This window comes from Paenibacillus sp. FSL R5-0887 (genome assembly GCF_038002305.1).
Lineage (GTDB): Bacteria > Bacillota > Bacilli > Paenibacillales > Paenibacillaceae > Paenibacillus_AQ > Paenibacillus_AQ odorifer.
The window spans coordinates 3,580,234-3,593,851 of the sequence record NZ_JBBOCE010000001.1; the positions used below are offsets into that span (position 1 = coordinate 3,580,234).

The 13,618-nt window shown below is 44.1% G+C and carries 10 protein-coding genes; all 10 read right to left on the bottom strand.

Translation table 11 applies throughout. The features are described 5' to 3' along the window. Position 1 precedes the first annotated feature (1 nt). Positions 2–967 carry a carbohydrate ABC transporter permease gene (locus MKY14_RS15900; protein ID WP_076129175.1) on the bottom strand — a complete coding sequence of 322 codons (966 nt, stop codon included), beginning with the start codon at positions 965–967 and terminating at the stop codon, positions 2–4. Then, on the bottom strand, positions 964–3,894 hold the full coding sequence (locus MKY14_RS15905; protein WP_076194598.1) for an extracellular solute-binding protein: 2,931 nt from the start codon (positions 3,892–3,894) through the stop codon (positions 964–966). The genes MKY14_RS15900 and MKY14_RS15905 overlap by 4 nt, the downstream gene beginning before the upstream one ends. 167 nt (positions 3,895–4,061) lie before the next feature. Then, positions 4,062–5,498: an ABC transporter substrate-binding protein gene (locus tag MKY14_RS15910; protein WP_340976829.1), complete on the bottom strand. Its 1,437-nt coding sequence runs from the start codon at positions 5,496–5,498 to the stop codon at positions 4,062–4,064. A 75-nt stretch (positions 5,499–5,573) separates the two neighbouring features. Then, positions 5,574–8,147 (bottom strand): alpha-L-arabinofuranosidase C-terminal domain-containing protein, encoded by a 2,574-nt coding sequence (locus MKY14_RS15915; RefSeq protein WP_081394068.1) that lies wholly within the window; start codon positions 8,145–8,147, stop codon positions 5,574–5,576. A gap of 470 nt (positions 8,148–8,617) precedes the next feature. Beyond that, positions 8,618–9,370, bottom strand: coding sequence for an ABC transporter permease (locus tag MKY14_RS15920; RefSeq protein WP_076186390.1), 753 nt, complete (start codon positions 9,368–9,370; stop codon positions 8,618–8,620). Further along, entirely contained in the window at positions 9,364–10,140 is a 777-nt protein-coding gene (locus MKY14_RS15925; RefSeq protein WP_076129171.1) for an ABC transporter ATP-binding protein, read from the bottom strand. Before MKY14_RS15925 ends, MKY14_RS15920 begins: the two co-directional genes overlap by 7 nt. Beyond that, positions 10,121–11,113 (bottom strand): ABC transporter substrate-binding protein, encoded by a 993-nt coding sequence (locus tag MKY14_RS15930; protein ID WP_139329957.1) that lies wholly within the window; start codon positions 11,111–11,113, stop codon positions 10,121–10,123. Before MKY14_RS15930 ends, MKY14_RS15925 begins: the two co-directional genes overlap by 20 nt. Positions 11,114–11,349: 236 nt before the next feature. Beyond that, positions 11,350–11,823, bottom strand: a complete 474-nt coding sequence (locus tag MKY14_RS15935) for a YhcH/YjgK/YiaL family protein (RefSeq protein WP_076186392.1) — start codon at positions 11,821–11,823, stop codon at positions 11,350–11,352. Positions 11,824–11,853: 30 nt separating this feature from the next. After that, positions 11,854–12,708: a MurR/RpiR family transcriptional regulator gene (locus tag MKY14_RS15940; protein WP_051491079.1), complete on the bottom strand. Its 855-nt coding sequence runs from the start codon at positions 12,706–12,708 to the stop codon at positions 11,854–11,856. A gap of 23 nt (positions 12,709–12,731) precedes the next feature. After that, complete coding sequence (locus MKY14_RS15945; RefSeq protein ID WP_076303275.1) at positions 12,732–13,610, bottom strand: ROK family protein; 879 nt, start codon at positions 13,608–13,610, stop codon at positions 12,732–12,734. Positions 13,611–13,618: the final 8 nt, after the last annotated feature.

Here is a 13,618-nt window from a genome sequence, read left to right on the forward strand (position 1 = left end):
CCTAATCCCTCCCCAGCACTTTGAAGATGAGACGGTTGAGCCCAAGCATCAAAGCGAACAGTAATACAGCAATCGCTGACGCATATCCCATCTCAAAGCGGATAAATGCGTAGTCGAACAGATGCGCCATAATCGTATGGCCTGCATAAAGGGGACTCGGAAATCCAACAAGCCGCATACTGACGTCAAATACGGTAAGCGAACCGACCACCTGCATCACCGCACCGAATAACAGCTGCGGTTTGACGCATGGAATCGTAATGTACCAAAGCTCCTGCCAGCGGTACTTGACCCCATCAATTGAGCCAGCTTCATATAAATCTGTCGGTACATTTTGAAGTCCGGCCAGAAAAGCAAGGAAACCTACCCCCATACTCATCCATAAGGAAACTATGATGATCACCGGTACGATCGAATCTACATTTTGTAGAAATAAATAAGGTTCATTGATAATCCCCAGCTGAATGAGCCAGTGATTGAGCAACCCCTTGCGGTCTCCGGCGAACAAATACAACCAAACCACGGACATTGCTACTGCACTTGTAATCGATGGCACATAGTAGCATAGGGTATAGAAAAAGCGGAACTTCTGCGGAATCTGGCTAATCAGCCAGGCCAGCAAGAAGGCCATAATATAACCTATCGGACCTGTAATAATAGCAAATTTTAGCGTAATCCCAACAGCTTTAAGAAAGATATCATCGTCTACAAACAACAGCTTATAGTTAGAGAAGCCAATGAATCTCGGTGTCTCAATAATGTTGTAATAGCTGAAGCTTAGAACGACGGACATGATAATAGGAACAATAGTAAAAACGGTGAACAGAATCAGGAAAGGGGCCAAGAAATAATAGGAAACTTTATTTTTCTTGATATCCAACCAAAGCTGAGCCCATTTCCCGGGAGTTTTCGTCGGCTGCATCTGTACGGCTTCGTTCTGTGCCGGTGTAATTATTTCACTACTCATTTCTGACCTCCTTCCTCTTTAGCGCTTGAAGTCTGGGAAGTTTCAATTCCGAACTCTTCGCGTTTCTTACTAAGCTCTTTATTGATTTCACGCACACCTTGCTCCATCGCCTCCCGCGGGAATTTACCGTTGAGCACAATTTCATTCCAGATGTTGGCGATATGCCGGGTCGTGTAATATCCTCCAAGCACCACTTCGCGCTCTTTAAACCACTCCCACTGTTCCATAATGGCGTCGATATCATCTTGCTGCCACGGCAGACGTTTGAGCGCTTCAACATTGGCTGTATTCCAACGAGCTTCAACACCCAGCAAAGACTCAAGCTCTGAGCCGAAGTTCTCCTGTGCATCCGCACTGGTCCACCATTTCAGGAACTCCCAAGACTCTTCTTTCATATCCGTATCCTTAAAAATAATTCCTGTCTGTGCAAGCCCGCCTGTAGAACGGTTAATCTGTCCATCGGCTTGTTCAATACCCGGCATTGGTTTCATGCCCCACCAGCCTGTCAACTCAGGTGCGGCAGTAGATAACAGAATGTATGTGGAATAATCAGCAACGCCGATTGGCATCTCTCCAGAACGGAAACGGTTATAGAAATCCGCTTGTTTCTGCAGCTTGTAGTTCGTAAAGAGTCCCGTCCACATTTTCATAGCTGTCAGTGCTTCTGGTGAATCCAGATCAGACAACATCCCATTATTCTTATAGAAATCTCCACCATACTGGAATAAGAACGGCGCAAACTCATTAATGGCTAGACTCGGATTGTTCGGGGCATGTGGATAATAGAAGTCCATCCCGTTTTGTTGCAGCACAGGAATCAGTTCCATAACCTCTTGCCACGTATTCGGAATATCCTTCTCGCTAATGCCCAGCTGTGCCATAATATCTTTCCGGTAAAAGAGCATCGTGAAGTTCTGATTCTCCGGCAATGCGAAGTCTCCGTTATCATACTTATAAGGAATCAGTGCGCCCGCTCTGAAACGTTCAGCAACCTCTTGATAATCCGAGAATTCATTCAGATTCACGAGTGAATTCCGCACCGCGAAGTCAATCGGCACTTCACCCTCAACCCCCAGTGCCACATCGGGAGCAAGTCCGGCAGTATTGGCTAATAACAGAATCTGCTTCTGATCCGCTGCAAGCGTAGGAATAATATTGACGTTCACCTTGATGCCCGTGTTTGGTGTAAAGTCCTCATCCACCATTTGCTTAATGATCTCCGCCCAATCACGTCCACGAGAGATCCAGACATCCAGCACCTTTTCATTTTTGTACGTATTTCCTATGCCGCTGTAATCCTTTGTAAAAGAACTAAAGAAGTCATACGTCATCGTCCCTACACGGGTATACCAAGGAGCCGCGTCTTTAGGCCATGGCTGATCTTCCGACTTCACTTCAATATAGTCCATTACAATACTCTGCTTCATTAATCCGTTGACCCATAAGCCAAGCGATGACTGCAGATCCGTAAATTGCTGAAGACGACCTGGAATACTTGAGGTATCCTTCGCCATTTCCAGGAACCGATCACGTGCTTCATAAAGCGTACTCAGCTCAGAGCTTCCATCCGCAACGCCAAAAGCATACATATCCTGCACGGCATCATCCAACGTCCGCGCCATCAAATGTAAACGTGGCACAAGATTAGGAATGTTCTGCTCCAGCTGCCAATCCCCGTTTGGATCGGGGTTCGTTCCCGTTACCTGTGTGATTTCACGTCCCAAAAGAGACATTTTATGTGTAGTGTTCAGCACAGCTTCAATCATTCCGCCTACACCCGATACTTGAACTTCCATCCGCAACGTATGCTTGCCTTGTTCGAGATAAAAGAAGTATTCTCCGTCCTCATTCCCCAGCTTGTTTACTTGCCATTCCGCTTTGTAAGGGAATTTCAAGGCATTCAGCTCTTGGAACGGTACCTCGCCATCAATCATAATCCGGCGTTCCACCGGTATCCCGTTTAGGAACCACTGGCCGTAACGAATTGCGATATTGTAGAGCCCTGACTCAGGAATCTCGAAATTCCATTCCGCCCATTGTCCACCCGTACGCCACCCGACACCCCCAAAACTATTAAGCACAATAGCATCTTTGTTAAAAGGTTCGGTGAGTGGCTCCCGGTCCTCGATCCGCTTCAGCGTTGGATCTGAACGAAGGGAGGATTCTTCTGCCTGAATTTTGATCACTTGATTCTGAACAGGCTTGTAACCCTTATTCTCATACTCCTGCTTCACTTCCGCATAAGTCGGGAGCGGTTCTGGAGAAAATATTCTCAGTTCACTAAGTGCAGCCGGTTCCCGGATGGCTTCCAGCTTCACCGTATGCTCCCCTTTGGTCAGATAAAAGCGAAAGGGATCCGCAGTTCTGGCCTCGGCATCTCGAAACTCCCGATATTGCCAGCCTGTTACCTCTTCCCGCTTGGGATTAAATTCATTCCCTTGATTGTCCAGCCATGGCTCTGCACTTTCCTTCCACATCCGCTGGAATTCCATTTTTTTTACTTGAGAGAATAAATACTCCCCATCAATCTTTACGCTTCGAATGATCGAGGATCGTTTACCAGGAAGGGCATAATACTCCATCCCCATCTGATATAACCCATCTGCCGGAACCGTAAATGTATATTCCACCCAGCTATCCTCTGCTTTAAGCGCTAGTACCTTGCCGGGTTTTCCACCAAGATCCGTCATTACCTCTGTACCTTCAGCACTAATGGCCGTATAATCCGCCGAAGGAATAGCAAGCGTAAAATCCGATGAGTCCTTTGCTCCATCCTGCTGTTTTTCCTCGTAATAGCTTAAGTAAGAGGCTTCGAGTTTTGAATTCACACTATCGCTTTCTAAAATAGAGCTTTCATCAACATCCGCATAAACGGGGATGCCCTCCATCGCTGAATTATCAAACCCTCGTGATTGATTCCACCACACTAGGGAGACTCCTAAAAGTACCAGTAACAACAAACTAATCTTATATTTTCGCAGTATGCGTAACACGCATCGGTCTCCTCCCATCTTTACGGGCCTCTCGGACTTAAGTGAATACAAGCAGGGCAGCTCTGGCAATTGCAGGCTGCCCCTCCTGTTTTTAGATTTCCTTACGGCTGCATTCCCATTGCCTTTTTAAAGGCAGCAATTTCTTTGGAAGCTTGCTTCAAGACATCATCACCAATTTTTTGAATAGCCGTCTTGGAATCTGTGTTCTTAGCCAGTGCATCACCGATCGCCGCTATAAAGATTTCCCAGCCCTTGTTATCTACTGGTGTAAGGTGTTTGACTGGAATATCGTTGCTTAATTGCTCATATAGTTTAAATTCCTCTTGCCCACCCAGATATTCATTTTTAGTGTTTGCGTACCAATCAAGACTGGAAATATCCTTGTAACCCGGCTGAATGGAATGTTTTGTCCAAATTTTCCAAGCATTTTCACTTCTCATGCTCCACTGAATGTAAGCCCATGCCGCTTCTTTATTTTTGCTTTGCGAAGGAATAACAAAGCTTGAGCCGCCCATTCCCACGTTAATTCCTATTGGCAAACGGGTTACCTTCCATTTTCCGGCAAGCTCAGGGAATGTTTCCTGAAGTCCGCGCGCTCCAAATGAACCCGATACGACACCAACTAAATCACCTTTCAGAACTAGCTGTTTACCTTCGTCTGAGCCATAACCGATATGAGGTGCCCAGCCCAGCTGTTGTCCACGTTTTGTAATATCAAGAACTTTCACCATTTTGTCCGTATTACGTGTCCAGTTCATATCCTTATCAAAGTAGCCGACTTCATCTCCTGCCCATACGATCGGGCCATCGCTCCACTCCATGAAATATTTACCGTTAGCTTTCAAAATTTGAGCCAGGTTCAAGAGATTCTCTTCATCTTGCATGTATTCACCAAGCTCAGCAGGATCACTTGGCAATCCAAGCTCTTCAAAAATGTCTGCACGGTAGTAATAAACCCCCGGTGTCATATCCCAAGGCATACCAAGCAGCTGTGAGCTGTCTGGTGTCATCCAACGTTCCCAGTTATATGGAGCAACCAGATCTTTATATTTTCCAGCGTTATAAGGCTCTTCCAAAAGATTCTCCAGCACATTGCCCGCCATATAACGGTTCAACTGGTACATTTCTACTTCAGCTACATCCGGCGCTCCACTACCTGCGGCGATTGTCGTTTGCAGCTTGTCATGCAGGTCGCCAAAGGGCATAACTACCGTCTTCAACTTGATTCCAGGATATTCAGCCATAAATGCAGCGCCGACTTCCTCGAACACTTTTTCATTAAAGGCCCAAACGGTAACCTCACCTTGAATATCTTTGCTTGGCAGGTCGTTGGCAGGATCTACTGCTTCCGTGCCCTCAGTAGCTGTTGCATTGGTTGGTTCACTAGCATTATTAGTTTTTTCAGTGTTCGTTTTACCGTTGTTAGCTGCATTTTGATTCGTCGTTGAGCTTCCAGCGCTGCTACAGGCTGACAGAATAAGCACAAAAACCATTACCATACATACGACTAAACTGCTCGTTTTTCTTTTCGAACTCATAACCTAACCTCCCTCTTAAATTGAACAAATAAATGCTTGTTTATAGTGAAGGAGTGAACCTCCCTCCGTGACCGGCTATTTCCCCCCTTCCTTTAGTCTTAACACGGTCACGGAATATTTCGGGAATTCAAACTCCAGACTACCTTTGTCTACACTTACCTTTTGAGTTACAGGTGCCACCTTGTCAGGTTCAGCGAAGCTATTCTCAGCATTTAAATCGTCCGACTGAAGTACGGTAGCTGTTCCTTCCAGACTTGATGTGGCAAGTCCGGCAAAAGAAACATCCGTGCGCTGAGCAGTGTCACCCGCATTAACGACTTTAACGATCAGCTCACCTGTGGCAAGATCACGGCTCGCAGTTTGGAACAGCGGCCCTGCTGGACTTTCATCGTTCACCTCTTGTATAAGCTCATCGTCGAGATAGAGCCGGATATTAGCACCTGATAATTCAATGCGAATATCGTACAATTTCCCAGTCTCAATCCTTACAGGAACCGTTCTTCCGATGACTGCTCTTGTTCCACCTACTGATTTTTCAATCGCGCTCTGCGTATTTCCCCAGCCGCCAAGATTCCACCAATAGAAGTTACCTTCATCTTTAGAGCCGAACATAATGAGCATGCCTTCTGCTCCGCCAGTCTTTTTCGCCTTAAGAGAAAGTGTATAATCACTCCATGAAGTCTCACCGGCAACTGCACGAATATCAATATCATTAGAAGTCTGCTTAAAAGTACCCTTGGATTGTTCCCAGTCCCCATTGTTTAGAGTCCAGGCTCCGGAATCCTTCTTGAAATGATCTTCAAAAAGAACGTCATCACCTTTCGCTACTCGTACATCGCTGTACTCTACCTGGGTGGCCCAAGTCCCCAAACCAATTCCACCTTGAATGGATTGCTTACCGGAGGTTTCTTCTTGACCTAGAGCCACAAGTGAGGTTGGAAGAACCACATCCCCCTTATTGCTTCCGAACATCTGCTGCACATGATAAGAAGGTGTTCCGTAGCTAGTCGATGAATCAAACACAATAGCGTCCGGGTTCCAAGTACGATCCTTCGTATTCACAAACAACGGGGCATAAGAGGACATTTTTACGATATCAGAATTCCGTTCCATGCCCATCATAAAAGCGGCCTCGCCGATTGCAGCGTTCAGATTGCCTTCTCCCGCACCCTTGGTCACCGCATACTCACCAACATAAATCTCAGGACCACTCCGGTCATAAGTATCGTATCTGTTCGAGTTGCTGAGGAACCATTCAGAGGTTTCATAGTAATGCTCATCAACCATCTCGATAGGCTCACCTTCAACTGCCGCATTGGCAATGAGATGAATCTCTGGATACTTCTCTTTAATTGCTTTATAAAACAAGCCATAACGCTTAATATATTCACTCATCTGGAAATTGTTTTCGTTACCAATCTCTAAATATTTCATATTAAAAGGCTCCGGATGACCATTGGCGGCTCTTTGTGCCCCCCATTTGCTAGTAACCGGTCCGTTTGCATATTCAATGGCGTCCAGCGCATCTTGTATCCATGGCTGAATTTCACTGACTGGAACGGTATTCTGCTTGGCTATAGGATCTCCGTTATGTGAAATCCCGATATAAGCTACATATAATGGTTCCGCTTTCAGATCTTCGGCCCATTGCAGATATTCGTGAAAGCCCAGCCCATCTGAGGAGCGGTAATCCCAATATCCCTTATGACCGGGACGCGTTTCAATCGGACCAATGGTGTTCTTCCATTGATAAGCATCAGTTGGCGTTTTCCCTTCCACAAAACATCCCCCCGGAAAACGAACGAATGCGGGTTTCATCGCAGCTACCTTTTCAGCCAAATCGATGCGAAGCCCATTCTCCCTGTTGTTCCAAGTCTCAGGAAACAAAGACACCATATCGAGATAAACAGTCCCTACATTGGCAGCAGAGATTACAATTCGTGCGTTTGCTACAGTACCTGTAGAAGTCAGTGTGTATGTATATGGATGCCATCCTTCTTTTAACTTATCAACGGTCTGTTCTGCATATAGCTCATTGCCATCTGGGCTCTCTAACGTTATACGCAGTGGCATATTGTCCCCTGGCTCTGGCCGCGCATAGAAAGACAACTTGTAACTGGCATCCTTCGTCAAAGCAATCCCCCAGTAACCATTATTCACAGCAGATACCGAACCACCCTCGGCAGCTGATGATACTGTTAAAGCCATTGCCTGGGTCTGAGCATCGTTCAAAAGCTTAGTGCTGGTCAGAGCAAGCTTCCCTTTACTCCCTCCTTTTTCATCCATCCACCAATTGAACAGTGTGACCGAACTATCCTCAAAGGAACGATTGGAAATCAGCTCTGCATATAGCCCTCCATCTCCCGCATGATTAATCTCTTCGAAAAAGGCTCCGTACAACATCGGGCTGATCTTAGCTCCCGGATTCGCCGTATCCACAGTCAACGTATATGCGGTTCCACTACTTGTGTTAGCTGCTGTCGCCGTTGGAAGAGTTTTCTTTCCCGCTTCACCCGTTGCTTCTTTGGCAGACTCCTGAGACAGTGTTGCTGGGTTTTCGCCCTTAGAAGCCCAATAATACGTCAGCCCGCCAATCGCAATCACGAAAATCAGTACCGTAAGCCATAGCTTCCGTCCATATTTATTCAAAGATAATTACCCCCAACCTTTTATTAGCGTTTTCATTTTTATGAAGTGAACAGATCCTTCCATTCGTAATAACTTAAAATCATTTCACAAAACCTAAATGAATCCGTTTCCATTGATAAAATACCATACTAAAATCTGGTTGTAAATAAATTAAACTAAACCTTTTTATACTTTTATGAATATAATTTCCAATAGATTTGCAAGAAATCAAGAGATTTATTAGTTTTTTTAAAACAAATTCCCTCTTTTCATCTCACCATCTTTATATTTTTCTAAAATAAACGGGGGTTTACAGCCCTAAGTAAGTTTAATTTTCATTTTTTCCTTCATTTATTTTACTGTTTTATTTTTCCATTCAAATAATAATGAAACTAAAATTAATTGTGTTGCCCCCAAAAAATCATATAAAAAAAGCTCCCCCTTGCCCAAACTCAGGCAAAGGAAAGCTATCGTTTAATTTCCAACTAAATTTAGTTCCGCCACTTCATAAACTTGTAATCAAGAAAATCAACAAGCAAGAAGAGAATAAAACCGACCAAGCTGAACAACATAATTCCCGCATACATCTCCGGATAATCTAATCTTAACCACGCATCCATGATGAAAAAGCCCATACCGTGCTCTGTTCCATAGATCTCCGTAAAAAACAGTACAGATATCGCCGTTCCAAGCGAAATACGAATCGTACTCAGAATTACTGACAATGCCCCCGGCAGTGTCACATGCCAGAACTTCTTCACAGCGCTGGCACCTATACTAGTTAAGACATCATAGGTATTGTCCGGAATAGCCTTAACCCCATCCCTTACCGAAATGATGATCTGAAACAATAGAATCAGCATGATCATTAGGATTTTGGACGTCTCCCCAAGCCCGAAGAACAGCATCACTACTGGAAGCAGGGCAATTTTGGGAACAGGATAGGTCAAGTAAACCACAGGGTCCAGCAGTTTGTTCCAGGTCAACGAACGTCCCATTAGAAGACCTACAAGCAGTCCAATAATTAACGCCAGTACCACACCTGCAAAAATTCTGAACAAGCTATACCCTACATTTATAGCAATATCCTGCGCTCCTAACTGAAACATCGCCTTATATACAGCAAAGGGACTTGGCAAAATCGAATGGTTCATAAGTAAAAATGCGATATACCAGACTACATTCATACAGACAAATACAAATAGCAGCCTTACTAGATGATGAAGTCGACGTTTGTTTACCATATCTCCTGCATTACCTTTCTAATCCGCTTAGTCTGCTCAAAGAAATCCACACTGTCCCGCTTATCCTCATGCTTCATATGAAACACCAAATGATTATCAATAATTTCAGGTGTAGTTTCTTTGTTGGACGGCATGACGATAATCTTTTGCCCCAGCAGAATCGCTTCTTCCACATCATGAGTGACAAATAATGTAGTCGTCGGGTTAGCCATCCAGTTCTCTAAAAAGAGGACCTGCAGCGTTTCCCTTGTTATCGCATCGAGTGCAGAGAATGGCTCGTCCAGCAACAGAATAGTAGGCAAAATGGCAAAAGCTCTGGCAATCGCTACTCTTTGCTGCTGGCCTCCACTGAGGGATAAGGGATAACGTTCTGCTAAATCAGAGATCCCCATCGACGAAAGCCACTGCTTAATCTGCGTCTCCCGTTCTTGCTTGGATGAACTTGCCGTATGCGTAATCTTCATCGCTATCTGAATATTATCATGTACAGTCTTCCAAGGAAGAAGCCCGTAGTTCTGCGGCACCAGCCCGATTAACGTTTCTTTCTCATGTACAGATTTCTCATTAAAAAGAATTTGTCCCTGATAGCTAGGCAGCAAGCCCGCAATCGCCCGTAATAAGGTTGATTTTCCGCTGCCAGAGGGTCCGATAATGGTGTAGATCCCATGTTCCGGCAAAGATAAATCCACCTGACCTAAGGCTAATTGTCCGCTCTTATATTCTACTTTCAGATCCTTTATGGCGAGTCCTTTATTTCTTGAATTGGACATCAGAAATCACATCTTCAGCCGAGATATTTTTGCTAAGCAAACCTTTTTCCCGTGCCCAAGCAAATGCAGCCTCTACTTCCTTCACATCCACTTGATAAGCTGGTACATAATCCGGTACCTTGATCTCATCTTTTAATGTTTCTGGATATCCTACTTCTTTGATTACAAGATCGATATATTCAGATTGTTCATGGGATTTCATATAAGCTACTGCTTCATCATAAGCAGCATACATACTGCGGATAGCTTCTGCTTTGGCATCAATTGCAGTTTGCGGGAAAGCTAATACGAACGGATTTACTCCCGCAGTTAGCGTTGAGCTCAGTACACGCAGGCCTGAGGTTTTGCCCATCGTTACAAAAGGTTCTGGCAAAATTGCCGCATCCGCCTTATTATTCTTAAGCAATTCTAAACGGGTCGGAATCTGTGGAACCTCTGTCACTGTAATATCAGCTTCGGTCAGACCTGCTTGTTTCAGCATCATGGCCACTGTATATTGTGTGGAGGTATTTTTGGACAAAATCACGGTTTTCCCCTTCAAACCCTTCACATCCTGGATCGATTCATTTCCAGTCAGCAAATCAAATTCCCCAAAAGTTGTACTGGTGATCTTCACATCCAGTCCAGCCTCATTGTAAATGGAGATCGCAACCAGGTCAGCACTTAGACCATCCAGCTTGCCTGCTTGAAAAGCTACATCCCGATCTTTGGCGCTTTTAAACGTCTGGATGTCCAGATCCACACCGTGGTTTTTATCGAAACCTTGTTCATGTGCGATGATAAAAGGAATAGCATCAATCGAGGGTAATAAACCGAGCGACAATGAGGTAACTTCTTTTGCAGCCTCTGGAGCAGCTCCCTCTGACGATTCTGTATTTGTATTATTTTTCGAACCACAACCCACTGCAAGTGCAGCGATGACAACAACCATCATAGATAACAACAACATTCTCTTTAGACCTTTATTCTTCATTTAACTCTCCTGCCTCCATTATTCTTTCTATAGTGTAATTCTCTGTAATATTCTTTGCTCACTCATAAATGTGCATGCAAAAAAATCCTTAAGCTCTACAAAAAAAGCTTTAGGCATGTTAAGTTTACCACCAATCTTTATATTTTGTATATTTATAAATTTAGATATAAGTAAATAGAAGCGACGCAAAAAAAGCTGACAGCGGAATGGTTCCGCTACCAGCCTCAATCTCTATATTATGGAGTTAGTAGATTTGTGTGGATTTTAATGACAGCTTTTTTAATCTGCTGCCCCGGTTGACCCATGCCCGGTCTGTGAACATCATGAGGGAAAAAGACCGCGAACATTCCAGGCTTCAAAGATAACAATATTTCATCTGCTGATGGGGGATAAAGCGCATATTCTCCTTCGGCATCGTAAGGCTTAATGGGCTCGATCCCTTCTTGCAGGGGTGCCCAGCCAATCGTTTCTTCACCTTCTATCAGATAATGCACATCAATATAAGTCTCATGCTTCTCTGCGACTTGTTCCTCCAGCGATTTTGCCTCCAGAGCCATAATCGAAGCATACATTTCGTTCCCGCGGATTTCGATTCGCCCAAGATCAGGATCATGTTGTAAGATTACTTTCAATTCCTCAATAGCCTCAACAATGACAGGATTCTCATACTTGATATGCTCTTCCCAAGATGACAAAGAACCTAAGATCATAACTTCCCATTCCCCTCACATCTTAATGTGCTAAACCAGTTTCTCACTGACTGCTGAAGCTGTAGTTTCTTTATTGATTATGGATTGCTCACTAGTCTTCTTGAAATATTCTACATATAAAATATCAAGCAGATAAAGCTGCGATATCTTTGCAGATAATGAACCCCCTTGCAGCGGTCCTTCATTAGCCCCACATAGCAGGGTCAGATCGGAGTACGAGGTTAACGGTGACTTTTCAAACCTGGTAATGGATATTACTTTGGCTCCTCGTTCCTTTGCTTTTCTCGCAACCTCAATGCTATCCTTGGTCGAGCCGGAATAAGAAATCACAACAGCGACATCCCGGTTAGACATCAACGCTGCCGACATCATCTGCAGATGTGAATCCATTAAACATTCCGTTTTGTTCGTAATGCGCATAAATTTAATCTTGGCTTCCATAGCTGTGACTAGAGAAGAGCCCACACCGAAAAACAATACACGTTCTGCATTAATCAAATACTCAATGGCCTCACTGATCTTCTGTATATCAATTAAATTATAGGTCTCGTTGAGTGCACTTACATTCGTGGTCAGCACTTTAGAAGCAACAGCTTCAATCGTATCATCCATCAGAATTTGATCGGTAAGCTGCGGGATCTCATTCTCCACAGTGATGCTATGTGCCAATGCGATCTTGAACTCTTGATACCCTTTATAACTTAAAGATTTGCAAAATCGAAATATACTTGATTCCCCAACATCACATGCATCTGCAAGATCAGTAATCGACATGTAGACTACACTTCTCGTATTCTCCAGTACGTAGTCCGCTACCTTCTTCTCCGTATTCGTCAAATTATTGTATTTAGAATGAATTGAAGAAAAAATACTGATTGTCCGCAAAAAAGCCCCTCCTTTTCAATAAATTAATGTACGAATAAGGAGGAAGCTCCCAGCAGACCTGCCTTATTCCCTAATGAGGCTTTAACAATTCTCACTCCCGCAAAGCTTTCCATAATCAAAGACTTCGTGCGTTCTTCTACCCTTCGAACCAAATCTTCTTGTTCCATTACGCCGCCACCAATAATGATCGCGGATGGATTGAAGATATGTGTGATAGAGGCTAAACCCACAGCCACTTCAGTAATCCATAAATCTAAAATACGTTCAAGCTGCTCATTTCCGCTCTGTATTTTATCAAATAAAGCTTTTCCGTCCATGCATTCGGGATCTGCCAGCTGAGCCATCTTCACTAAAGCTGTAGTTGAAGCGTATTTCTCATAATACGGCAGTCCTTCTACTCCGCATGTGGCCGACAATGGGTGAGTAAAGATATGGCCAAATTCAGCCGCTACCCCATTAGCCCCTTTATAGATTTGGCGATTAATGACGATCGCACCGCCAATGCCTGTGCCAAAGGTTAGACATAAGAAATTGTTAAAGCTCTGAGCAGCTCCATAATAAGCTTCGCCTAATGCAGCTGAATTCACATCGTTCTCTACCATAACAGGTTTATTAAAATGATGGGTGACAATATCCTTAATTTTCATTCCAGTATATCTAGGTATATTTTCGTTAGCATAGACAATAAATCCTTCTTCTGCATTAACTTGGCCCGCGGTGCTTATGGCAATGGCATCAAAATGATCGTATTCTGCAATCTTTTCCAGCATTCTCGAGATTACATGGGGTCCCCCCAAGTAGCTTTCTGTTGCATACTCCTTGAAGTCATGTACATTCCCCTGTTTATCGCATATACACATCTTGGTATTGGTACCGCCAATATCTACGGCTACAATTCTCATTCCCATCT

Coding starts and splice junctions, on each gene's coding strand:
- MKY14_RS15900 (WP_076129175.1), bottom strand. CDS start 967: ATGAGTAGTGAAATAATTACACCGGCACAGAACGAAGCCGTACAGATG.
- MKY14_RS15910 (WP_340976829.1), bottom strand. CDS start 5,498: ATGAGTTCGAAAAGAAAAACGAGCAGTTTAGTCGTATGTATGGTAATG.
- MKY14_RS15920 (WP_076186390.1), bottom strand. CDS start 9,370: ATGGTAAACAAACGTCGACTTCATCATCTAGTAAGGCTGCTATTTGTA.
- MKY14_RS15925 (WP_076129171.1), bottom strand. CDS start 10,140: ATGTCCAATTCAAGAAATAAAGGACTCGCCATAAAGGATCTGAAAGTA.
- MKY14_RS15930 (WP_139329957.1), bottom strand. CDS start 11,113: ATGAAGAATAAAGGTCTAAAGAGAATGTTGTTGTTATCTATGATGGTT.
- MKY14_RS15935 (WP_076186392.1), bottom strand. CDS start 11,823: ATGATCTTAGGTTCTTTGTCATCTTGGGAAGAGCATATCAAGTATGAG.
- MKY14_RS15945 (WP_076303275.1), bottom strand. CDS start 13,610: ATGAGAATTGTAGCCGTAGATATTGGCGGTACCAATACCAAGATGTGT.